This is a genomic window from Pseudoalteromonas sp. SR43-5, assembly GCF_014163835.1.
Lineage (GTDB): Bacteria > Pseudomonadota > Gammaproteobacteria > Enterobacterales > Alteromonadaceae > Pseudoalteromonas > Pseudoalteromonas distincta.
This window is the reverse complement of the sequence record NZ_JACJEA010000015.1, coordinates 89,347-113,396: the sequence shown is the minus strand read 5'-3', so window position 1 is coordinate 113,396 and position 24,050 is coordinate 89,347. Positions and strand designations below refer to the sequence as shown.

Here is a 24,050-nt window from a genome sequence, read left to right as displayed (position 1 = left end):
GTAAGTAAGTACCTAACATTTAAGGTGAGTGTCTTAGTTATTTCAATTTTTTTAAATAAAGTATGTAAGCCAAAAATATTTTTAATTTAGTTTTGAAATTTCTATAAATATCCATTTATAAAACCCTAAATCATCTTCCTCAGAGTTTTGATAAGGCATAACAGCAAAGTCATAATTAAGGACAAATATTAATTCTTCTATACTGTATATGCTTTCCGCTTTATTTTTATAGGCTTGCTTTACATCTTCCCATAATTGCATTATCGGAGTACTTATCTTGCCAGTACTCTTTCAACAATGCTGAGTTATTATGTTTTAAAGTAAACGCAGAAACATCTCCTCTCGTTAACGTATCAATATTTGGAAGTATTAATAGGGTTTTTGCCCAATACCTAGGGTAACTTTCAGGCAATCCTTCCCATGATTTTATTTGATTTATAACGTCTATATCAAGCTCATCATATTCTTGACTATTGATATCAAGTGATTTGTACCACACAAAATCTTCATCATATTTAAAGTCAATTGAGAAGTCGCCTTCGGATGTCATTTCAAAACGCGCTTTATTCCAAGGCACATCGTTTTCATCCTTTTGCATTATTTTATAGAGTGCCTCAAAAGCATCATCACACTCTGCATACTTATTGATACCGTTGATTTTATTCACATTGAAATATTATATATCATCATTAAGGCTGTATTGCTGGTTGGATTGTGTTACACCATCAGGATGAATTAAAAAAATATCAAACCAAGCGGTATCCCACCTTTCAGGCAAAGCATTAAACATCGCCTGACCAATGTGGCTATATATTTCATCTAACGTTTTAAACATCATTTATCCTAGTTTTTAAATCTAAATGGTGCAGGTTTTCCAGCAACTATGTACTCGCCAAATATTACTTTAGGTGTTGTATTATCACCATCGTATTGTACCAATATTTCTACCTCAACGCTTTTACCTCTATCTAGCTCTTTGCCCCACTCTTTTTCCATTTGTCGCCATTCGCCATAACGATTTTGGTCTTTTAGTTGACCAGAACATTGTGAAGTGGGTCTGCCTACTGCAGTATGAAATATACGTGTAAATCGGGTTGTGAGTTTTAACCAGTTTTCTGGGGATATATTAAGTCTTTCTAGCAAAGAAAGGTTTATATTATCAATATAGCCGCGTTTATCTTCTCGCATTATTTGCCCTGTTAACTCTACAAGTTAAAGGTACGATTTACGCTCAAATAGGGTTTAAATCTACATACCCCATTCAGGCTGCAAGTGCTGCTTTATTTATATTCAGCAGGTTTACCATCAATAATCCACTGCGGGATATAGCCATTTTCAATGGTTAAATCGTACCCTTTTACATCTTTAGCCAGTACAGCCATTGCTGTTAGAGGGATTGAAATGGCGCCCCGACGATCAGCACGTCTACTGTCTTTTCCTGTATTAAAATATTCTTTATGGAGTAATAGCGCTTTTTTCATTTCCTTATTATAAGCATGCTCACCCTCATCACTAAAAATAGCCATAATAATATCTACTAGGGGCCAATCTAAACGGCTAGCGTATAAATAAGCAAAGTCTTCGTAATCATCTGGGTTACTGGCAACTAATGCTTTTTCGATTGCTGAGGCTAAATTTGCACCTGGCGTAAATAGTGCTTTAAGTAAATTAACCAATGCGTAGTCAAATGGGCGGTTTTGCTCACCTAAACTAGCCTCTGCAAAAACGCTATTATCAATCTTTATTAAAAAATCAATAGCTTGTTTATTACGCAATATAATAGCGCTATATAAAGCAGGCAACCACACTTCAACCTTAGTTGAGAAATCATCAGCCTCACCTATAACCTCTATAAAATCATTATCGTAAGCTACTATAAATGGTTTACCTACACTTGCGTTACTCTGAAATGCTGCTAAAGCCATTTGCTGTCCGCGTGTTAAATAAAGCCATGCGTTTTTGCTATTTGGATTCTCTACCGCCTCTAAAGGAAAAGCCCTAATGAGGTTTCTCTCAAATTCTTCATGAAAAGACATACCACCGCCTGCTTTTATAAGAAAGAGGCTATCCTCGTCATCTTCAATATATTCCTCAACCATATCATCATAAGAAACTTGGCCATAACTATAGTGACTTTTTATCATTTTTTACCCTTTAAACTTTTACTTTAAACTTTGTAACTTCAATAGTTTTCTTCATTCCACTGTCATTGGCTTTTTGCTTAACACTGTACCACTACACCAATATACTTATTTACAGGAGCTTTAGGCGGACTTAACTTAGCATTTACTCTTGAATATTTTTGCGCTCTGTTAAATGTAATGAAATTAACCAAATACCCACTCTAATTGACCAAACCAAACTGTGATACTGAATTTACTTTTTAAGCTAACATTTTATATTTATGGCTAAGTTACCATCATTTAATCCATTAAATGGGTAATTATTGCGCTTGCATTTAGATAACACGCATAAAAAAACTGCACCATTGCAGTATAAGCACAGACGTCAATACAAAATACCTTAGCTAGCTAACGGCGTTTCTCTTCAAACCGTCCTATGCGATGCTTGTAAGGCTTGCCTGTAAAGTAGTCTCTTCCACATAAAAAATGCACGGCGCACGTAACGCGAAATAAAGTGGTACTAATTTGTATCAAACAAACTTACTTGATGATTTCATGAGGTTGCCATAAAAACTGCCCGTTTTACAATTATAAAAGCGTTGTACTTAGTCCACACAGCGTGAATATTAATGTTGGTGTCTAGTTTATTCTTTGTTTTTAATGATTGGGTTATTAGGATGTGGCATGAGAGTTACCTCTTATATATTTTAATTTAAAGATTCGACACCTTTATCAAAACGGTTAACTCTCACTTTTCCAAGTTAATGTGTTATATCTTGTCTGAACTAATACAAATTACACCACCAAGCCTTGTGGTTTGGATGATTCTTACTATTGATATTTATTAACTTTAAAGTGTTTCTATTGATTTATTTCCGAAACAATCAACCCTTTAAACTCTTGAGCTTTTAAATAAAAAACATGGAATTCTTTCACTTTTTTCACCCAATGATAATTAATTACACGTTCTCCATAATAGGCACCTGCAAGTTGCCCGTATATAGCGCCTATTGTGTCAGCATCTTCACCTAAATTAACGGCTAAAATAGCACCAGACTCAAATGTATCAGAATGATAAAATGCCCATAAAACAGCCTCTAGAGTATGCATCACATAACCACTAGCGCGTATTTGCGAAGCACTCTTAGATTTATATTTAGCTTCTACTATTAGATCAATGATCGATTGACATAATGGGTATTTATCCCAGTAACCGTCAATAGCTGTATAAATCCCATCTAGCAAGCTTTGTTTAGAAACACCATGTAAAGCTCCCCAAATCAATCCACTAAAATAACGGCATGCGTCCACAGCTTCTTCTGCGCCATGAGTTGTTATAGAACTTAAAGCTGCGTATTTAATGGCATATTCAAAATTATTATAATAACGAATTGGTATTGGTGCCAAGCGCATTAACGACCCATTCCCAGCAGAATCTGGTTCAGTGCTACCAGCTATAGGATCGCCTGTTTTCTCATAGTTTTTCAGAGCATTAACGACAGTATTACCAATATCAAAACATTTACCATTTACACTGAAAACACCATCTTTCCACCATTTACAATATAAATCCATTTGATCATTAGGATCACAAACTTTAGTACGGATAAGGCTATGAGCTAAGCAATACATCATGCTAGTGTCATCGGTCCACTCCCCGGCTTTCAAGTTAAACGGCCCACCTCCAACAATATCATCAATCGGCTCAAATGTTCCTGGAGCTTTAAACTCAAGCGTTGTGCCTAAAGCATCGCCAAGCGCACATCCAAGTAAAGCACCTCGAAAACGGTTAATGTCATCATCACAATCAACTCCTATACGCTGATAATATTCTTTACATTGCCCATCAGTAGGTCTTGGGACAGCGATACGATAAACATTATATGATGACATCCATTGTGTTTTATGAGGCTCTCTAGAACCACTTAATTTATTTGTCATGAAAGGAAATCGGAGATCATTAGGAATTTTATTTTCCATTTCTAACATTCGAATTATTGCGGAAGAGGTAATTAACTCACCAGAATCATCATAATATTTTTTTTCACTCATTTTAAACCTCTTCCAACTCTATGAGAGTTTTACCATTTACTTTTTACGATTAGTAACTCTAAATTTAGTTTCCGACTGAAACAATACTTCTTCCTCATTTGTCTTGTCTAAATTGCTTGATGAACTTTTAACATACATCATTTAATGTAAGTTATATTATTATTTTTGTATCACAATCTTTACTCAACAATCCAACGGACATAACAAGTAAGCCGAGGGCAATACGTACTGGTAATGATTAATACCACCCACTAAAAAATCGCACCTTAGTTTATAAAACGCTGTTGCTGTAGTAACTGTAGCGGTTATAACCAATAGTCAGGCTAATAAACACCAACTTAATTTATTATCTATAAATATCAAGATACTTACCTAAAGTATTATCCTCTTTTATAAATTCATATTGTTCTGTATCTCCCCATTCATTACCAACTTCATTGGTATCAGGGTGAAATAATAGTGAAACACCTGTTTTTGAATCCATATTTTGATTTAAACCACGGAAGCTATAATGCTCTAAAGTAGCAATTTTGTATTTTTCAACATAATTACCATTTAACTTAAAAAGCTGAACTTCCATATCGACATATGCTTCAACAAAAACTAGGTTTAGCTTTTTAGAAAGAACAGCACTAGCATCAAAGCTAAAATTTATTTCAATTAGCTCTTCTTTATAGACCCATGACAGGGTTGTACTAGGTGAGTCACCTTCTGTGTTAAACATTCTTTTTATTTTCACAAATCCTAAACAACTCTATTAAATATACTTTGAAATTTGACTTTTATAAGAATCAGGTTTTGCTAGCTATTTAAGTATTTACTTTCGTCCATTCTCTGCTAGCCCCTGGTTCATACCTTACAAACCATGGGTTTGGTTGTTGCTCTGCAGGTATAAAATTAATGGCGTTAGGGGTTTCAAATACACCTACAGGCTGCCCTTTATCTTTCAGACATACAAATTGCCCATCAATTAATTCGAATATACCTTGCTCGCCACCGGCAAGAAAAATGCGCTCGTCTATTGCCCCAACCCCATACCATGAATATTTAGCAGACCCAATATCTGTGAAGCCATCATTTGCATTACCTACTAATAAACAGCCACTTCGACCAGTAATAAAAACCTTTCCTCGTGAAAGTACTTTTACATCGGTAAACGCATCTTGTTGGGGAATGCCTGAGGGTAAGTTTATCTTAGTCCATTCATTCCCATTGAAATGATGTATATTTCCATCATAACCAACAACGTATACGTCATCAGAAGCTGAGCCATCTATTGCATTTGGCGCTTTTGGAAGTGTGTACTTAGACCAAGACTGACCGCCCCAATGAAATGCTGGGCCTGCAAAGGAAGTAACCCAAACATCTTCGTCTGTTGTTCCCCAAATAGCATTTAACTGGCCTTTAAATATTTCAGTAACATTCCACTTAATATCAAAACTACCTGAATTAAATTTTAATCGCTCGAATGGCGGCTGCTTAAAATTAATGCTGGCGTTAGTAAATACGTCACCTTGGTCATCAACAACCCATAAATTACCTTTGAGTGACAACCACATAGCATTAAGTTGAAAATTAGCACCTAAAAATGTTCTTGATCTTGTAGACCCATTATTTCTAGTTAAAGCTTGTACAGACCCTACTGCATTAATAGGGGATGCCTCGTTGTAATAGGTAGTTAATGCATAGTCTTTATCATCCCTTGCAGTAACATCAATAACATGTACTATTTCGTATTCCATCATAAACCTCTAGATTAGAAATCATCATCATCTTTTATACCATCAGTAATTGGTACATCACCACCACCGACTAAGTTAGACATCTGCGCATCTTTATCAACCCCAGCGCTATCTAAGTAGTTTTCGGCATCTATTCGAATTGCCTTGGCCACTAAAGCTGCTTCCTCTTCTGGGATCCTCGCCTCATATACGCCTGGCGCCCTTTCTATTGTCTCCATACTAAGCGACTTTGCTGTCTCACTCTCCATATGATCTAGCCACTCATTTACTGTGGCGTACTCGCCTTTTTGATCAAGCGATTTAGCATAGTCTTTTTCAACATCAGTAAGGTATCTGTGCTCAGTACCTTTACTTTGATCATCAAATACAAAGTATGTTATCGCATCGGCTTCATTGTAATTACCAAAGTCTTTACTAATTGGTGGCCAAAATCACTGTACCACTACATAACGGATAAAGTCAGTCTCTGCTCCCTCGTGCTTCTAGAAACCCTCTCGCAACTATATTGAATGGCACTAACGTCTTCTCACCACCGAGCTCTCGTAGAAGTACTCCTAATAAAGACATTTCCAGCGCGGCATCTTCATCAAAGACATTGAATTGTCGCAAGTATTAATAGCTCACTCTGAAGTTTGAACTTTACCTAATGCATCAAATATAAATTAGGATGGGTATCTAGTTTAATCCTAAATCTTTTGGGTAGTATTCATGATCGATAAAACTACTATCGTCAATATTATATAGCTTAACGACTAAAGCAGCTTCCCAACACCAGTAACCTATATATGCATCAGTATCCATTAAATGGTAATCTGGGCTTCCTTCTAGCTTATACCAAGCCTCTAAATAAGCCTTTACTAAGTTAGGACGTTGTTCTGGCTCACTTTCAATAACTTTATAAAGCTTGCTAAACCGCTTTTTAAAAAGTAATTCTTTGGATACTACGCGTCCAACATCCCCCATTTCAACTGCAATACTATCAAATAATGAATCAAGACCTTGATTACCAATTAAAGACAATATATTCAGGTAATACTCTTTTCCCATATCTAGGCAATAAGCAAAACTCAGCCATTTTAAGAAGTCTTCTAAATAGTCTTCACGTATTTCCTCCCAACCTATACGCTCAGCCTGCTCTATATCAGGCAAGGCATCAGCATAGTTCTTTTGCCATTGGCGGTATTCTAGTATTTTTAGAAGATCTGGTTTTAAAAATGATAAATCATCACCACGTGAATACTTTTGATGTAATAAGTACAGAGAGTCACTGACTAGCCTAAATGTACCTTTCATTTTGACTTCAATTGAATCAGTATCATCAAATTTGACTTCCTCAACATCTTCTTCAATACATTCTTTTTTAAACGCTATACGTTCGTCATAATATGCTTTATCTTTTAAGGTATCTCGTAACATGATTTGTTCTCTTATAGCTCAGGTGCTTTAACTATTATTTTTGCATTTTATCTAATTCTTTTACTGACAGGCTTCCATCTTTTTTATTGCGAATTAGTAGTTTTTGGACTCCTACTTTATCTTTCTCCCCCTGTGTCAGGATAGTTGTCGCCTCTAACTTTTAATAGAGGCAGATAAAATGAGACGTCGATTTACACAAGAATTTAAAGTTCAAGCTGTTGAAAAAGCATTATCTCAATGTGATGATGTTCGCCTAGAAGATATTGCGCTTGAATTAGGCATCGGTTATTCAACCTTGCAACGATGGATCGCGCTTGCTAAAAACCATGAATTTGAAACTAAAACTGCAAAATTAAGATGGGTGTCTTTATTATTTAAATTTTTATACATAGAATATGAAAAACTAAAATATTTTTAACTTAGTTTTGAAATTTCTATAAATATCCATTTATAAAACCCTAAATCATCTTCCTCAGGGTTTTGATAAGGCATAACAGCAAAATCATAATTAAGGACAAATATTAATTCTTCTATACTGTACTTGCTTTCCAGTTTATTTTTATAGGCTTGCTTGACCTCTTCCCATAAGCGCATTGCATTATCGGAGTACTTATCTTGCCAGTGCTCTTTCAACAATGCTGAGTTATTATGTTTTAAAGTAAACGCAGAAACATCTGCTCTCGTTAACGAATCAATATTTGGAAGCACTAATAGCGTTTTTGCCCAATACCTAGGGTAACTTTCAGGCAAGCCTTCCCATGACTTTATTTGATTTATAACCTCTATATCAAGATCGTCATATTCTTGACTATCGATATCGAGTGATTTGTACCACGCGAAATCTTCATCATATTTAAAGTCAATTGAGAAGTCGCCTTCGGATGTCATTTCAAAACGCGCTTTATTCCAAGGCACATCATCTTCATCCTTTTGCATAATCATATAAAGAGCATAAAAGGCCTTATTACACATTGAATTCTTATAAACACCATTAATGACATCTAAATCAAAATCAAAAGTCTGTTGAGCATAAGTGTATTTAGAGCCAATCGATATTGACACATTTAATCTGTATAAATTCACCTCTAAGTATGCTTTGTCCCATTTTTCAGGTAAGTGTTCAAACATACTCTGCCCAATATGGTTATATATTTCATCTATATCATCAAACAAATCAATTCCTTAATTATCAAAGTGTTGGGGGTTTTTCATCACCCCGTCTAAGGCGGTGGTTACACGTTATGACTTTGGTTTAGTGGCATCACCATCGTATTCTATCAATATTTCCACTTGAACGTCTTTCCCATCTTTACCGTCTCTGTAGTGGTACAGTGATTTTGGCCACCCATTAAGAAAGAAATGTTATGCTAATAAGCATACAAATTTGGGTGAAAAAATGACGAAATTAAAACGCGCAACGTATTCTGCAACAATAAAATTAGAAACAGCTCAGCTTGTAGTTGACCAAAGTTATACTCAAGAAGAAGCAGCCAAAGCGATGGGGGGGGTAAATCAACCGTCAGTAAGTGGGTTACTCAATTAAAGCAAGAGCGGAATGGCCAGACACCATCTGCTTCGCCAATGACGCCCGAACAAATTGAAACCCGCGAACTTAAAAAGCAAATCCAACGCATCGAATTAGAAAAGGATATATTAAAAAAGGCTACCGCTCTCTTGATGTCCGACTCCCTGAACAATTCTCGTTAATCGAGAAACTAAATCAACGAGAGCGTTTCGTTAAACTTAACTAGACACCCACTCTAATTTAAAAAGCAAAACTGTAGCCAAACTGCAAAAATTAGGTTGGGTGTCTTGTTTATTCTTATCTCTATATTTGAGGAGCGATCAGACACAACGCCAATACTATCGTATGCAAATTCAGCTAATTGTGATGCAACACTAGGTGATAAAATATTCATATAAATTCCCTTTTATCTAAAATCTTTAAAATAATCTTCGCTATCTTCTATCTCATATATTTCAAAATCATGTTCCCATCTACATATACTAGAAGCATCAAATTCCAAATTTGGATTATCATAATTAGGAAAAGTAAAGTTTACTTCTGTAGATTCTAAGTCAGCATTTAAGCTACTTAACTTGTATTTATATTCACTTCGTTCTTTTATGCCATTGAGCTTTGAGCTCCAAAGCTCATATTCTTCAACGCCATGAATTGCAGTAATAAGTTGATAAGTAACTTCATGGGAGAACATATCACCAGGTATTTTTGACTCAACTACAACTTCAGGCATATAAAACGTGCCATCGGAAGCTGTAATAACCTGATCTTCTTTTTCAATTTTATGTGCAAATTTGAGGCTGCGATTAATTAAAACACCTTCAACGGGATTGCCGTTTAAAGTAATAATCCCTTTAACTTCAGAGCACATGTGTACGTCATATTTTTTTATTAAACCAAACATAGTGGTTCTAGTCCCTACCTAAAAATACCTTAGAAATAAACTCTACCGAAACATACTAAAGTATTGGCTTTCGATTTTTAAGAATTGCTTGACTGACGCCTTTTACTTCAAACTGTTTAAGTAACGCAGCTATGCCATATTGTTTTTCGGCATCTATTTCTTTTTGGTAAAGCGGAAATAATCTATAAATATTTACAGGATTATTGTTATAGCTAATTTTCTCTTCAAGCAATAAAGCAATACCTTGATATGGCGTGCATTCAACTTCTCTAGAAATAATAATTACCCGTTGAGTTGGGTCTATTTCTACTTGGTTTATAACTTCCAACCAATCAAACAACCACGGGTATGATTGAGTAAGCACTTCTTCTGCCGTATCAAAACCTTGTTTTGTTACTTCAAACATTATTTCAGCATCTTTATTGATGTTTTCAGAAAAAACAGCAAATTTACCCTTTGCTTGTTTTGAATATAAAACACACGGAAACTCTTTACTTTGCACATCAGTCAGTGCGCCATAGTGAGCGCTTAACTTATCTTTAAACGTTTCAGTTATGGCTGAGACATAATTAAGTTCGTTTAAGTCCTCTTCAATGTTTTTATAACCTTGACCACGGCCAAAGCGAATAAGTTCTTCTTTAGTTTCGTTATTGGCGCCATTTTCTATCAATAGTTTGAGTAATTCTTTACTTTGGCTATAAACAGCATGTGATAAAGGTGAACCACCAGCATTATGATTTACATTAGCACCTAACTCGATTAATTTTTTTGTAGGTATTATTTCATCACTAATTAGTGCTATGCAAAGTGGAGTATATCCAAAGCGGTCTATACCTTCTATATCAAAAATACCTACCAAGAAATCAATTACTTTAGGCGAATCATAATCAGCAGCTTTATGTAACCAGTTACAATCGCCAAAAAAAACATGTTCAACTATTTCTGGGTATTTTTTAAAAAAAGACTGTAAAGACTTTACATCATCTTCAATAACAAATTCCATTGCGGTTTGTACTAACTCTTGGCTCATGTGTATGAATTACCTCTTGTATGTTCTGCAGCAATACGTCCCATCTTTCTTAGGGCTTTAATTACTGCTTTTTTAGTTTTTGGCGGTTTTGTCTTATCAGCATCAGCTAAAGCTTTGTAAACCATCTTAGCCATTTCTTCAGTATGTAACCCTTCAATATTAGGTGCCCATACTAGATTTTCTTTACCTTTAAGCCAATCAATATTATGTTTCTCTAAAATAGCTTTACTCTTAAGCACCCACTCTTTTTGCTTACCACTACCCTCTTTAAATACAATATGGTGAGCATGCGCATTTTCCATCTCTTCGGGGCTTGGTTTAGCAACGCCATGCTCTTTTTCTAAAATTTCACCCCAATGAATGTTGGCTACTTTTTCATTGTTATCAATATGCTGCTGAGCAAAATCTTTTATACTGACGGTTTGAGATATCCTTTTGCCCGATGGCGTCTCTCTTGTTATTGTAATTTTATTTTCTTCAGGAAGAATATTTTCAAAGCTGTACTCATGCTTTTTACGATTCACCCCTCCTTCTGGTGGATAATCAATTGTAGATATATCTTTATTATCAATTGGAGTACATGCTATCGCCATTTTAAAAATCGCATCTACTGTATCTTGATCAAAACCATTACCTACTAACGAATCCAGCTTATTTTTTAATCTTTTTTCACCCTCTGCACACAATAATCCCATTGGATCCACCCAATTCACCGGATTGGGTGCATATTGGTAATGGTTTATCCCACCCACTAACCCTATTGGGTCTTGGTTTATAAAGCGCTGTTGTTTGGGGCTGTAATAGCGGTAGCGGCTGTAATGTAAGCCACTTTCCTCGTCTAAATATTGCCCTTGAAAGCGTATTGGCTGAGTGAAGGTTTTTTCTTTATTAAACTCAAACTCGACTTCTGGTTCTTCATAACCATACACATCGGCTTGGTTTTCCCATACTACTTGCGCGCTGCTGTTTGTTACAAAACGTGGGGTATTAAGTTGGTCTAGGTGGTAGTAGTACACCTCACCTTGTTTAATCAGCGCAACTGGGTGAAATTGATTCGGCAGGTTGATATACCAGGTATATTCACCGTGTTGGCATTCGCCGATTAACTGGTCGTTATCCCAAATGTAGTCAATTTTACCGTGCTCAGTGTGCTTGGCGATACGACGACCTAGTGGGTCGTAGTCGTATTGGGTAAGCGTGCCGTTGTTGTTAAAACAGCTTAACTGATTAAACGCGTTGTATTCACGACGGGTTTTAATGCCTTTGCCGGTTTCGCGTATTTGGTTACCGAACTCATCGTAGTAAAAGTCGCTGTCGCCAAAGTGTGTTAGGCGGTCGGCGTCGGTGGCACTGTTTATTGTGGTGTTGTTAGTGCCTTCATTGTTTGCTACTGAGTCAGCGTTGCTACTATTTTTACTACTACTTTCACTACTATTTGCTGCTAACTCATTGTATTCGCTATGGGTGGCGCGCGTTAAATCAATAGAAGAGCTGGCTGTATACTCGTTGCTGGCTGCATCATGTTCTATTCCCTGCTCGCCTGTATCTCTAAGGTCTGCATCGCTTGTGTTTGATTTAACTGTTTGGCTTTGTGGGTTACCAAAGCTATCCCACTGGTAGTATGTGGTTGTATCAGCACGTGAGCCTGCCAATTTTGGTTGTATTAACTGGCCGAGGCTGTTGTATTCAAAATTGATATTTTGGCTGCTTACGCCTTCGTTTTTACGGGCAATAAGCTGGTTGACGCTGTCGTAGTTGTACGTACAGGTATCAAATAATGTTTGCGATGGATGTGTAAGCTGCTGCTGCGTTATGCGGTTAAATACATTAAACTGTTGAGTAAGGGTTATGCTGTTACCAAACTGCTGGGTTTTAATATTGCCTTGGCTGTCGTAGCTTAATGTTACAAGCGGCTTCGCAAGTTCAACCTCTTTGCTATTGTTTTGCAGTAAGTTAATGCCGCTTAGCTGGCCAAACTGGTTGTAGCTGTATTTAAGCGTGGTTGAGTCTGGCAGGGTAAGGGTTTGCCTTTTGCCGTATTCGTCGTAACTGTATTTTAAGGTATGCGCTTGTTGCTGGTTATTTACTTGCTCGGCGCACAGAAGCCTGCCGCCTTTATCAAACGTTTGTTTAAGTGTTGATTGCGCATTATGTGCACGCGCAATTTTACCTTGCTTTGTGTAGCTGTAGTAATTGGCGTTATTAACGATATGTGAGTCGCTTGCAAGGCTTGCATGCTGCGCAGTTACGCGGCCAAGGCTGTCGCGCTCTATTTTTACATGGCGTTTATTGCTTTGCGTTACTGAGGCTAAGCGGTTACAGGATAGTGAGGTTAATTTTGTATGTTGACTGCTTACGTCTTCGCTTTTTTATGTTAAGAGCTGTTTTCACTTAGGGAATCACTAGAAGTAAATAATCCTCGTGTCAGTAGTTTAAGCTCTTGCTAAACTGATAAGGTGAAATAGATAAGTCAGTTTAAATAGCGACCACTTATTGCTTTTTTACACTAATTATGAATGTAAATAATATTAATAAAATCTATTACTGTAAATTTTGACGCAAATAAAAGAGTGCAGTATAGTACTGCTAAATTACTGGATGTAATATTTTATTTAATATTTACCTTAAAGGACTAAAACATGAAATTACCACTAATTTTATCTGCTTTTTTGTTATCTACCAACGTATTATCTGCCACCGAAACATCCAAAGTTTATTACAGTTATGACTCAGAGCGTGAAGCACAGCTATTCATTGTACCTAATGAAAAACAAGATACATACTATGTTAACTACCGAGGATTCGAGCATCACTTCGATGAGCAGACTTTATTATATAAAAGGTTCAAAAACGATATTGGAGAAGGCTATTACCTAAAACTAATTGGCATGCCTAATGTTAATTTTAGAAACGATAAAGACCAAACAATAATATCTGGCACTCTAGTTTCTTATTCAAATGTATATTTAGACGATGGTACTGTAACTAAAGTTATTTATCAGGGCTCTATAGACAAAGCTAAAGAAAGAAGAATTATTGAAAAATACAAAGAACGACAATTTGAAACCTTTAGCAAAATTGAAGCTAAAAAGTTGTATAAAAAACATTTAAAAAGCCTTAATGAAAAGTGTGGTACGCAAATTGTCCTTGATGTCGCTTGGTCTAACTTTGGCAAAAACAATTTGAAGACTACCCCATCTAAACTTTCAGCTTATTTACAATCATTAGAAAAAGTATGTTTAATTGACAATGATTATGCCTTAGCAGTAAAAGATATAAAAAGTGTTAAGGTTTTACCATCGAGCACTCCCGATACTCAAAGTGCAGAGTTTAATAAAAGCGAACTCACGATTCAATTAGGTAACCAGGTAGAGAATCTGCCTGAAGTTAGTTATGAAGCAATATATAATATTTTTTAAACACTAAAAGGAAGAAGTTATGAAACAAAAAATTTTAGCCGGACTTATTATTGCTGTTTTCAGCTCATCTGCTTATGCATCTATCAAAGACAAAAAAGCAATTAGAGCTGCAGATGCAAGTATTGCAGAAGAAGTTGCAAAAGTTAAAGCTTCTTGTGGAAACGCTAAATTAGATGTAAATGTTGATTGGGATGACTTTAAGAAAATGGCTGCTGCTAATGAAGCTAAGCTTGCTGATGATAGATACCAAAGCCAATGGATTATGTCTCATGCGGGTCAACGCACAGTAGCTGTTTTAGAGGCTGTTTCTGAAATATGTAAAGATGATGCTGATTATAAAGAAGAGTTAGCACTGTTGACAAAGGTTACTGTTTCAGCAAAACAAGATTTTAAAGATTCAAAGAGTGAGTTTTCACTTGATGATACTGTTTTAAAAGTTAAATCAGGTCATAAAATGACAAGACGAGCATCTGACTTTACTAAAAGTATTAAAGAATTATACTAATAGTTTAATATGACTATTGATATGGGCCAGCTATAAGCTGGCTTTTTTATAATATTTACTTTATGTGGGTTAATAAAATTTTTAAGTGTATTAGAATATATTGATGTAATACCAATCATTAAAAGGATCACCATGTCTAACTATAACGAATCTCCAGAACAAGTTGAACAGGCCACTCAGGGCTTTGTTATGCAACAAACTATGTTACGTATTAAAGATCCAAAGCCGTCGCTTGAATTTTACCAAAATGTATTAGGTATGAAGCTGTTAGGTAAGTATGATTTTCCTGGTATGAAGTTTACGCTTTACTTTTTAGGCTACGAGCAAGAATTACCACAAGGTGATGATAAAACTAAAGCAGAATGGGTGTTTCGTCGCCCTGCGCTAATTGAGTTAACCCATAACTGGGGCACTGAAAGCGACGACAGCTTTGAGGGCTACCACAGTGGTAACCAAGAACCTAAAGGATTTGGCCATATTGGTATTAGCGTACCGGATGTTTACGAAGCCTGTGAGCGCTTTGTAAAATACGATGTTGAGTTTGTTAAAAAACCAGATGATGGCTCAATGAAAGGCTTAGCATTTATTAAAGACCCTGACGGCTACTGGATTGAAATACTATCTGCCGAAGGAATTACTGAGATTATTCTTTCTCAGTAATCACTGTTTATATCAGAAAACCAGCTTAAAGTTGGTTTTCTTAATTATTTTTACTCACTAATTTGACACTTTAAATAGCTTTAAATAACTACAACAAGTAATTTATAAGCCTAGGCATCGGTTATTGTTACTTGGCAATTGTTATAACTGGCCGCTTGTTTTTGCGCAATATCTCTTACTCTAAAGTTTGTTGAGTCATTAGGAAGTATAATTAGGTCTTCGTCGGTTATTGATAGCGTATCGACTAGCGTGTTTTGATCTGTTAAAAAATCGACCTTAAACTTTATATTTTTAAAGGTGAAGTTTGATTCGTTTTTTACCTGCCCTATGCATGTAACATACAATGCATCGTTTTCATTTTTAGTGTTAATTTGGCTTACATTAGCGATTAAGTTTTTTTGTGCTAGCTTAAAAAAGTAACGATTTTATAATACAACACAATGCACTGTATATAAACACAGTACATTAGATTTTAGCTTTTTAACGTAAACATAAAAAAGCCAGCGGTTAAGCTGGCTTAGAATATTTACTAACTTACATAGTTACTTGCGTAGTGCGTCGATTCGAGCATCAAGCGGCGGGTGGGATGAAAACAGCTCAGCAACACCTTCGCCACTTGCTATACCAAAGGCCATCATTGAGCCTTCTAATTGCGAAGGATGGTTTTGCTTTAATCGCTCAAGTGCGGAACGCATTTTATCAGCACCAACTAGTTTTGCTGCGCCGCTGTCGGCTGCAAACTCACGTTTACGGCTGTAACTTGCAACCACTATGCTTGCTAGCACGCCAAATAATACTTGGAATAACATATCGAATAAGAAGTATGTCCAGCTACTGCCGCCCTCTTCTTCATCGCTATTAATAAAGTTATCTACAATGCCTGCCAGTACTTTTGCGGCAAATATTACAAAGGTATTTACCACGCCTTGTATTAGCGTAAGCGTTACCATGTCGCCGTTAGCCACGTGCGATACTTCGTGGGCGAGCACGGCTTCGGCCTGATCTTTGGTCATGTTGTGCATTAAGCCTGTGCTTACTGCCACTAACGAGTTGTTTTTACTTGGGCCCGTTGCAAACGCGTTCATTTCTGGGCTGTCGTAAATAGCCACTTCTGGCATTTTGATACCTGCTTTTTGTGCTTGCGCAGATACCGTTTGTACAAGCCAATGTTCGGTTTCGTTTCGAGGCTGCGTAATTACGTGCGCGCCTGTTGATTTTTTAGCGATCCATTTCGACATAAATAACGAAATAAACGATCCACCAAAACCAAATACTGTGGCTATAAGTAAAATTCCGCCAAGGCTACGATGGCTTAAGCCCAGCGCACTCATTATTATTGAAAGCACTACACCTAATACCAACATAACCGCTAGGTTAGTTAATAAAAACAAAAATATACGTTTCATATTGTCCTCACAAAAATAGGTTTGATCACCGAACATAAAATTAAATTAGGTTAAAGCAACCACTGCGTCATGACACACTATGTCATAACGTTAGCGCTATTCTGTGACAAACTATGTCATAACACAAGTGTTATTTATGTGTTTATTGATAATTTTTTTAGGAAGAGTTTTACAGCAAATTTAAGACTAAAGTTTCTTTATAAATCAGCTTATTACAAGCTGTTATTAAGCTCTGCCATATCAATCGGAAAACCACGCTCGTGTGCCAATATGCGTGCAACTTCGTCAATTTTTTCGCCGCTATTATGTTTAAGGTACGACCATTGGTGGGTACTTCGGTGATGATTTACAGCAGGATCGCTACTTATTATTCCTAATTTTATAAACTCACCCACTATTTGATCTGCCGCTATTAACGTTGACGATGCTTTAACATTTTCGGCCCGTGCGTAACTAATATGCGAATATAAACTTACATCGGCTACGCGCAAGGTGTCGTCATCACCTGGGATTTGTTGCCCGCCATACAAGGCATTATTTTGTTTATTAGCAGTTTTAAACGCAGGGACAAACTCGGCTACATAATCAATTGCTGTTTGGGTACGTGTTTGCAATGCTGCTTTGTCCCAGCCATCTTTAATATAATGCAGGTATTTATTGGGAAGTTTAGGTTGTGCGCTCATTGGCGTGGCATCAGCTAACCCATCATTAAACAATGTAATGTTGTTAGTCATGCCATGTATTTGAAAGTATCCGTTAGGGTAAGGGGTTAGCTGCGCCATACCTTCTGGCGTACCTCGGTTACCATAAATAATTATTTCGGGTATTTGCCCACCAGCACCTTGCCAATGAGTAATGTAAGAGGCTTTAAATTCGACCATGCGTTTTACATCTACCCCAACGAGGTCGTCAATAATACCGGTTTGAAAACCACACGCATTAATTAGGTAATCTACCTCAATGGTTTGTGAATCGGCTTGTGTATTGGTTGAATTATCATGTTGTTCATCAAGGCTTGGCTCTGATTGATACCCAATGCGCCACTTAAGTGTTTGCTTATCATTATTGGTATTTATAACTGGCGATACATTTTTAACACTGGTGCTTGTTAAAACATGAGCGTGTTTGTACTGTGCAAGTGCTAGTTGTGCACTGGCCGATAAACGAAATATATTCCAACCATATTCTTGTGCAACAATTAGCGGAAACTTTAGCTTGTCTAAATCTAAATGCTTAGCAACGGGTATCATCCACTCATCTAACGACGTGGGCTTGGCTACTTGTTTTTGCTTGGCAAGCTTTAGCATTTGCTCATAACTATATAACTGATAATAATGCTCTGGCTCGCCTAATACTTTATTAGCGCTATCTTGCTCAACAAGCTCGCTGTAGGCTTTTACTAATTTATTTAAACGCGGAAATAAATCTTCCGGTGAGTCGTCATCGCGTTTAGGCACTGCAAATACTGTGGGGCGAACATCGATGGTGTAAGGATAAAGGCGCGCAATATCTATACATTGCTTGAGTAAATCTATGCAGTCTTCGTCGGGTATTTCACGATATAAGTTGCCACCCGCATGCAAATGGCACATTGGAGGGCCATCAATTAACGACTTTTTCTTTTCAAGCACATAAGTTTCTAGCCCTAACGCAGCAAGTCTAATGGCTATTGTGGCGCCAGCTGTGCCTCCACCTATTATACCTACGCGTTTTTTAGGTAAGCCATAGTTTAGTGCTTTTGGCTCAGCGCTTACGTGCGCATCTGGGGCGTAGTTTTCAATAAATGGGTGCGTCATATAGTCGTTATGTCCTTAGTAACATTGTCTTTAAAGCAAGCTATGTATTTATAAACGTTTATATGTGTACTAAGGCTGACTATTTCAAGATTTACCTAAAAAAGTAAATATTTTTAAACCACTTAAGTATTTATAGATAACGCACTAAGCAAGCTTTTGTATATTTGTAACTTAGGAGTTTGCTCGCTGTATGGGCTTATAGCAAGTATTGGAAACGGTAAACGTGCTTTAAGTGAATCAAGGTTTGCTTGGTACTCGTCCATGTTTTTATCTACTTGGTTTGCAATCCAGCCAACGCAGTTTATTCCCATACTTTGCATATGCGCAGCGGTTAGTAATGCATGATTTAAGCAACCTAGCTTCATGCCAACAACGAGTATTACCGGCATTTTTTCTGCTTTAACCCAGTCGTATAAATAATCGTTTTTATTAATAGGTAATGCCCAACCACCAGCGCCTTCGGTAAGTATAATGTCAGCGCCCTGTTGTTTTACGTTTTTATAAGCATCACTTAGTTTATCTACAGTAATACTCACTCCAACTTTCTCAGCGGCTATGTGAGGTGCAATAGGCGGTGCAAACGCAAACGGATTTACTACGTCGTATTTAGCGCTCACTGTTGCGCTTTCCATTAGTATAAGGGCATCGGCGTTTACTAGTTGATCGAACGCCATTTCGCAGCCAGCAGCAAGGGGTTTAAAGCCAATGGCTTGTTTTTTATGTTGGGCAAGTAATTTTAATAGCAAACTGGTAACGTGGGTTTTTCCGGCATCGGTGTCGGTGCCTGTTATAAAAAATTCTTTCATGCGTTGCCTTATGATCTGAATCTAAGTTTGGTTTAATTTTAAGTTTTAACTTAAGCAATTAATCGCTTTTTTCTAATGGCTTTTTTCTAATGATAACAGCACCACATGATAAGACACACATGCTTTATTATTTATAAGCGGATACGCACTGCATACTTTTTGTAGCGCCGATTTGGTAAGTAACCCTTGGCGCGTATTGGTATGATTTTGCGTTGTTGCGCCAATGGCTTTAATAGAGGCAATAGCTTTTAAAGGTGTTGTGTATTCATCGGTATAAATACGTTTTTTAGCGCTGTTAATAGTAAATCCTGCATTTTGGACTGATTGGTTTATATACAGTTCACTATTAAAGGTATTTATGTGGCTGTTTGAATCAAGCGCTGCAAAAGCTGTTTTTATTTCATTTAGTGAGCCCTCTACCAAAGTGCTTATGTACGCCTGCCCGCCTGGTTTTAATATGCTGTAAAGTGATTGCATTAAAGCCGAAAAATTAGCAGACCACTGCACTGCAAAGTTACTGTAAATAACATCAACACTGTTTGCTTGTAGCGGTAAGTTATCCATATCGGCGCATATTTTGGGTGTGGTTAAATCACTACTTTGCAGCATGTTTAAGCTCAAATCCATGGCAATAACGCTTGCAAACATACTTTGTAAGGTATGCGTATTAACAAGCGGGCCTGCGCCTAAATCAACACAAAGCTTATTTTTATTAAAGCTTGGTTTTATGAGTGAAAATAGATCGCTCGCAGCATGTTTTTGTACATTTGCATGGGTGTTATAACTCGCCGCCGCTTTTGAAAACTTACTTTGTGTAGACTTTTTAAGCTCCTTGTTTAGCTCTCGATTTGGCTCCTTATTTAATTCTTTATTTGAATCGCTACTCACTAGGCACGGTTTTACAAGTTGTGTTTGCACTAGATCTGTTTTTAATACTGGCTGAGCAGTCATGCTATTGCACCTACTAAATGCTTAACTAAGTGCGTTATGTCTTGCTCGGTATGTGCGGCGGTTAAAGTAATGCGTAAACGTGAGGTGTTATGTGCAACCGTTGGCGGTCTAATTGCAGTGAGCCAAATACCCTGTTGTTTAAGTTTATCTGCCGCTTGTAACGTTTGCTCAGCACAACCTAATACAATGGGCTGTATGGCTGTATTTGATTCCATTACTGCAATATTATGGGTTTTAGTGAGTTGCTTAAATAATGCAATATTGGCATTTAGCTTATCGCGTTTATCATTGGCTGTTTTTATGTTTTTAATACGCGCGAGAGTGTGACTTGCCATAAGCGGCGACATGGCGGTTGAATACGTGTAATCGCGATTAAACTGCAGCATGTAATCAATAAACTGTTTACTTCCTAATACACACGCGCCACTACTAGCCACTGCTTTACCAAAAGTAATGACTAATATATCTGGCAGCGTTTGAGTAATAAACGCTTCGCAACTGCCTAAGCCTGTTTTACCTAATACACCAAAGCCGTGTGCGTCGTCAATCATTAGCCATGCGTTGTGCTGTTTTGCAAGTGCGAGTAATTCCTTAAGAGGCGCGGTATCGCCATCCATCGAAAACACACCTTCGCTTATAATTAGCTTGTTTTGCGCTTTTGATTTTTCGAGCCTTGAACGTAAGTGATTCATGTCGTTGTGATTAAAACGCACTAATGCCGCGTTTGAGTGCATAGCCCCGTCAATCAAACTTGCATGATTTAACTTATCTTGAAAAATAGCGCTGTTTTGTGCAGCCGCTTTATCTTGAAACAGCGCTTTAATTACGCTGCTATTAGCGCTAAACCCTGAGTTAAATAGCATTCCTGCGCCATAACCAAATTGCTCACATAAGTACTGTTCAAGCGCTTTTTGCTGCGCCTGATAACCGGTAACCAATGCTGAGCTGTGACTCCCTAATGCGTGGGAGTCATTAAGTTTAACAGCCTCATCACCAAAGCCTAAGTAGTCGTTACTGGCAAAGTTAAGGTAGGTTTTATTATTAACCGTTATGGTGCGCGCTGTTGCATGTTGTACTACGTGGCGTTTACGAAGTAACGCACCTTGCAGGCGAGCCTGCAGATGCGTGTTTATAAAATCAAAAGGCATTGATATAAGCCTACGCTTCGTAAAACAATTCAGAGGTTGCTTTGTCGGCTACTTGCGATGAAAGCGAGGCTTCAACTGCTTCGTCTGAATAGTCGTGACGTTTTTCTGGGTTCATGCCTAGTTTTTTAATTAGGTTCATATCGGCATCAGCGTCGGGATTTTCGGTGGTAAGGAGTTTATCACCATAAAATATTGAGTTAGCGCCTGCAAAAAAGCACATCGATTGCATTTGCTCGTTCATGGCGTTACGCCCTGCCGATAAACGTACATAACTGTGTGGCATCATAATGCGCGCTGTTGCTATGGTACGTATAAATTCAAAGTGATCTAAATCGTCTACGTTTTCAAGCGGAGTGCCTTTAACTTTAACGAGCATATTAATAGGCACGCTTTCTGGCTGTTGTGGCAAATTAGCTAGTTGCATAAGTAGTCCAAAACGGTCGCTTGCTTGCTCACCCATACCGACTATTCCGCCCGAGCATACTTTCATACCGGCATCGCGTACGTGGTCAATGGTATTTAATCTATCTTGAAAAGTACGGGTTGATATAATTTGCTCGTAATACTCAGGTGACGTGTCAAGGTTATGGTTGTAGTAATCAAGCCCAGCGTCTCTAAGTTCATGGGCTTTTTCATTTGTGAGTTTACCTAGCGTCATACAGGTTTCTAACCCTAGCTCTTTTACTTCTTTAACCATTTGCGAAATGTATGGCATGTCTCTGTCTTTTGGATCTGACCATGCAGCCCCCATACAAAAACGGGTAGCGCCTTTTTGTTTTGCAAGGCGTGCTTGCTCTACTACTTTTTCTACTTCTATTAAGCGTTCGCGTTCTAAATCAGTTCTGTAATGGCCCGACTGCGGGCAGTACTTACAGTCTTCTGGGCAAGCGCCTGTTTTAATTGATAACAACGTAGAAATTTGCACTTCATTTGGGTTGAAGTTAGCACGGTGAACCGATGCGGCTTTAAACAGTAAATCGTTAAATGGCATTTCAAATAATGCTTTAACTTCAGCGTGGGTCCAATCGTGACGAACAGGTGCAAGTTCCATAATACTCTCTTATTTTTTTCTCAGCGGTGATATTGGCTTAGTCTACGAGTTGAAGTACCATTGTCAACGAAGCCCACCAAGTTAAAGTTTACATATGATTAAAAAGAATACGATTGACCTTGATTTTGATCGTGAGCACATTTGGCACCCATATACATCGATGACTAAGCCAATTCCGGTATACCCTGTTACACATGCTAATCAAAATATTATTCACCTCGAAACTGGCGAGCAATTAATCGATGGCATGGCCTCGTGGTGGAGCGCAATACATGGCTATAATAACCCTGTTATAAATAACGCCATGATTGAGCAAATTAATAATATGAGCCACATTATGTTTGGCGGTATTACGCATAACAGCGCGGTAGAGCTGTGCAAAAAAATAGTAAATATAACGCCGCCTAGTTTAACTAAAGTGTTTTTAGCCGACAGCGGATCGGTAAGCGTTGAAGTAGCAATAAAAATGGCGCTGCAATATTGGTTAAGCCAAGGCATTACAACAAAACAAAAATTAATGACGCCTTACAAGGGCTACCATGGCGACACCTTTGCAGCCATGAGCGTATGCGACCCAGTTAATTCAATGCATAGTTTATATTCAGGCTTTTTACCTGAACACGTTTTTGTGCCTGCACCGGTTAGTCAATTTGGGTTCGAGTTTAACCAAACTGAAGCCCAAGAGCTTGAAGAATACTTTAAAGCAAACCACAGCCAAGTAGCCGCCTTTATCATTGAGCCTATTGTACAAAACGTAGGTGGTATGAACTTTTATCACCCTGATTATTTAGCCTGCGTGCGTAAATTATGCACCCAATATAACGTACTGCTAATTTGCGACGAAATTGCCACAGGCTTTGGCCGTACAGGTAAATTATTTGCTGTAGAGCACGCCAATATAGAACCCGATATAATGTGTATTGGTAAAGCATTAACCGGCGGTTCAATGACGCTATCGGCCACTATCACTAGCGATAAAATAGCCATTGGCATAAGCGAAGGTGAAGCCGGTGTTTTAATGCACGGCCCTACGTTTATGGGTAACCCGCTTGCCTGTGCAGCGGCCTGCGCAAGTATTGATTTATTACTTAAGCAAAACTGGCAACAACGAATAAAGCAGCTAAACACCCAGCTACAACAACTTAATAAATGCAGTGAACTAGATGCGGTTGCCAATGTGCGTACCTTAGGAGCAATAGGCGTTGTTGAACTGAACGAGGCTGCGGGCAATGTTGATGTTGCTAAAATTCAGGCTTATTTTGTAGAGCAAGGTGTATGGATACGCCCATTCGGTAAACTAATTTACCTTATGCCACCGTATATAAGTGACGACACAAGTATAAAAACACTGTGTGATGCCATTTATAATGCCATTAAAGGCAAGCATTACGCTTAATAGTCGGTCTCAATAACTAATCCTAATACAGGTTATAGCGCTATTTGCTGTAACCTACCGCTACATTTAGTGTTTTTATCTATTAAGCGAGTTTGTAGTTATTGATCTCGTTAACCATTAGCT

At 37.6% G+C, this 24,050-nt stretch carries 25 protein-coding genes and 2 pseudogenes; 6 read left to right on the top strand and 21 right to left on the bottom strand.

Translation table 11 applies throughout. From position 1 onward, the window contains the following. Positions 1-81: 81 nt before the first annotated feature. From H5090_RS10870 to H5090_RS10825, 10 genes and pseudogenes are all read right to left on the bottom strand, one after another. Positions 82-261 carry a hypothetical protein gene (locus H5090_RS10870; RefSeq protein ID WP_182695703.1) on the bottom strand — a complete coding sequence of 60 codons (180 nt, stop codon included), beginning with the start codon at positions 259-261 and terminating at the stop codon, positions 82-84. Then, positions 227-667 (bottom strand): immunity protein YezG family protein, encoded by a 441-nt coding sequence (locus H5090_RS10865; RefSeq protein WP_182695702.1) that lies wholly within the window; start codon positions 665-667, stop codon positions 227-229. Before H5090_RS10865 ends, H5090_RS10870 begins: the two co-directional genes overlap by 35 nt. A 9-nt stretch (positions 668-676) precedes the next feature. Next, positions 677-838, bottom strand: a complete 162-nt coding sequence (locus tag H5090_RS10860; RefSeq protein ID WP_182695701.1) for a hypothetical protein — start codon at positions 836-838, stop codon at positions 677-679. Positions 839-843: 5 nt separating this feature from the next. Continuing rightward, positions 844-1,236, bottom strand: a pseudogene (locus tag H5090_RS21085) (DNA/RNA non-specific endonuclease); the annotation flags it as partial. Between the two features lie 44 nt (positions 1,237-1,280). After that, positions 1,281-2,144: an immunity 49 family protein gene (locus H5090_RS10850; RefSeq protein WP_182695699.1), complete on the bottom strand. Its 864-nt coding sequence runs from the start codon at positions 2,142-2,144 to the stop codon at positions 1,281-1,283. Positions 2,145-2,984: 840 nt separating this feature from the next. Beyond that, positions 2,985-4,175: an ADP-ribosylglycohydrolase family protein gene (locus H5090_RS10845; protein WP_182695698.1), complete on the bottom strand. Its 1,191-nt coding sequence runs from the start codon at positions 4,173-4,175 to the stop codon at positions 2,985-2,987. Between the two features lie 346 nt (positions 4,176-4,521). Next, positions 4,522-4,914: a hypothetical protein gene (locus H5090_RS10840; protein ID WP_182695697.1), complete on the bottom strand. Its 393-nt coding sequence runs from the start codon at positions 4,912-4,914 to the stop codon at positions 4,522-4,524. A gap of 70 nt (positions 4,915-4,984) precedes the next feature. Then, on the bottom strand, positions 4,985-5,917 hold the full coding sequence (locus H5090_RS10835; protein ID WP_182695696.1) for a hypothetical protein: 933 nt from the start codon (positions 5,915-5,917) through the stop codon (positions 4,985-4,987). 14 nt (positions 5,918-5,931) lie between these two features. Then, positions 5,932-6,165 carry a hypothetical protein gene (locus H5090_RS10830; protein ID WP_182695695.1) on the bottom strand — a complete coding sequence of 78 codons (234 nt, stop codon included), beginning with the start codon at positions 6,163-6,165 and terminating at the stop codon, positions 5,932-5,934. A gap of 427 nt (positions 6,166-6,592) precedes the next feature. After that, the gene (locus H5090_RS10825; protein ID WP_182695694.1) at positions 6,593-7,333 is read right to left on the bottom strand and encodes a PoNe immunity protein domain-containing protein; all 741 of its coding nucleotides are present in this window, start codon (positions 7,331-7,333) and stop codon (positions 6,593-6,595) included. A 178-nt stretch (positions 7,334-7,511) separates the two neighbouring features. On the opposite strand from H5090_RS10825, the gene H5090_RS10820 reads away from it, so the two are divergent. Beyond that, complete coding sequence (locus H5090_RS10820; protein WP_182695693.1) at positions 7,512-7,751, top strand: transposase; 240 nt, start codon at positions 7,512-7,514, stop codon at positions 7,749-7,751. Here H5090_RS10820 and H5090_RS10815 read toward each other — a convergent pair. Beyond that, entirely contained in the window at positions 7,748-8,506 is a 759-nt protein-coding gene (locus H5090_RS10815; RefSeq protein WP_182695692.1) for an immunity protein YezG family protein, read from the bottom strand. The two genes, H5090_RS10820 and H5090_RS10815, sit on opposite strands and share 4 nt — an antisense overlap. A gap of 223 nt (positions 8,507-8,729) precedes the next feature. On the opposite strand from H5090_RS10815, the pseudogene H5090_RS10810 reads away from it, so the two are divergent. Further along, positions 8,730-9,060, top strand: a pseudogene (locus H5090_RS10810) (transposase); the annotation flags it as partial. 204 nt (positions 9,061-9,264) lie between these two features. Here the strand turns inward: H5090_RS10810 and H5090_RS10805 are convergent. The 3 genes from H5090_RS10805 to H5090_RS21025 are packed head-to-tail and all read right to left on the bottom strand — an operon-like array spanning position 9,265 to position 12,441. Beyond that, positions 9,265-9,759: a DUF6795 domain-containing protein gene (locus H5090_RS10805; protein WP_182695691.1), complete on the bottom strand. Its 495-nt coding sequence runs from the start codon at positions 9,757-9,759 to the stop codon at positions 9,265-9,267. A gap of 55 nt (positions 9,760-9,814) precedes the next feature. Then, a complete protein-coding gene (locus H5090_RS10800) occupies positions 9,815-10,789 on the bottom strand; it encodes an ankyrin repeat domain-containing protein (RefSeq protein ID WP_182695690.1) in 975 nt (324 codons plus the stop codon). Then, positions 10,786-12,441 (bottom strand): RHS repeat-associated core domain-containing protein, encoded by a 1,656-nt coding sequence (locus H5090_RS21025; protein ID WP_310736316.1) that lies wholly within the window; start codon positions 12,439-12,441, stop codon positions 10,786-10,788. Before H5090_RS21025 ends, H5090_RS10800 begins: the two co-directional genes overlap by 4 nt. A 987-nt stretch (positions 12,442-13,428) precedes the next feature. On the opposite strand from H5090_RS21025, the gene H5090_RS10790 reads away from it, so the two are divergent. The 3 genes from H5090_RS10790 (at position 13,429) to gloA (ending at position 15,373) form a co-directional block, all read left to right on the top strand. Then, positions 13,429-14,208, top strand: coding sequence for a hypothetical protein (locus H5090_RS10790; protein ID WP_182695689.1), 780 nt, complete (start codon positions 13,429-13,431; stop codon positions 14,206-14,208). Positions 14,209-14,227: 19 nt separating this feature from the next. Next, positions 14,228-14,713, top strand: a complete 486-nt coding sequence (locus H5090_RS10785; RefSeq protein WP_182695688.1) for a hypothetical protein — start codon at positions 14,228-14,230, stop codon at positions 14,711-14,713. Positions 14,714-14,845: 132 nt separating this feature from the next. Further along, positions 14,846-15,373, top strand: a complete 528-nt coding sequence (gloA, locus tag H5090_RS10780) for a lactoylglutathione lyase (protein WP_182695687.1) — start codon at positions 14,846-14,848, stop codon at positions 15,371-15,373. Between the two features lie 110 nt (positions 15,374-15,483). Here the strand turns inward: gloA and H5090_RS10775 are convergent, their stop codons facing one another. From H5090_RS10775 to bioB, 7 genes are all read right to left on the bottom strand, one after another. Then, positions 15,484-15,717, bottom strand: coding sequence for a hypothetical protein (locus H5090_RS10775; protein WP_259395086.1), 234 nt, complete (start codon positions 15,715-15,717; stop codon positions 15,484-15,486). Positions 15,718-15,915: 198 nt separating this feature from the next. After that, positions 15,916-16,779: a protease HtpX gene (gene htpX, locus H5090_RS10770; protein ID WP_182695686.1), complete on the bottom strand. Its 864-nt coding sequence runs from the start codon at positions 16,777-16,779 to the stop codon at positions 15,916-15,918. A 212-nt stretch (positions 16,780-16,991) separates the two neighbouring features. After that, complete coding sequence (locus H5090_RS10765; protein ID WP_182695685.1) at positions 16,992-18,575, bottom strand: FAD-dependent oxidoreductase; 1,584 nt, start codon at positions 18,573-18,575, stop codon at positions 16,992-16,994. 122 nt (positions 18,576-18,697) lie between these two features. After that, positions 18,698-19,381, bottom strand: coding sequence for a dethiobiotin synthase (gene bioD, locus H5090_RS10760; protein ID WP_182695684.1), 684 nt, complete (start codon positions 19,379-19,381; stop codon positions 18,698-18,700). Between the two features lie 72 nt (positions 19,382-19,453). Next, on the bottom strand, positions 19,454-20,332 hold the full coding sequence (locus tag H5090_RS10755; protein WP_182695683.1) for a methyltransferase domain-containing protein: 879 nt from the start codon (positions 20,330-20,332) through the stop codon (positions 19,454-19,456). Beyond that, a complete protein-coding gene (locus H5090_RS10750; RefSeq protein ID WP_182695682.1) occupies positions 20,329-21,480 on the bottom strand; it encodes an 8-amino-7-oxononanoate synthase in 1,152 nt (383 codons plus the stop codon). Before H5090_RS10750 ends, H5090_RS10755 begins: the two co-directional genes overlap by 4 nt. 10 nt (positions 21,481-21,490) lie before the next feature. Next, positions 21,491-22,531, bottom strand: coding sequence for a biotin synthase BioB (gene bioB, locus H5090_RS10745; protein WP_002961242.1), 1,041 nt, complete (start codon positions 22,529-22,531; stop codon positions 21,491-21,493). Between the two features lie 94 nt (positions 22,532-22,625). On the opposite strand from bioB, the gene bioA reads away from it, so the two are divergent. Continuing rightward, a complete protein-coding gene (bioA, locus tag H5090_RS10740) occupies positions 22,626-23,927 on the top strand; it encodes an adenosylmethionine--8-amino-7-oxononanoate transaminase (protein ID WP_182695681.1) in 1,302 nt (433 codons plus the stop codon). Positions 23,928-24,050: the final 123 nt, after the last annotated feature.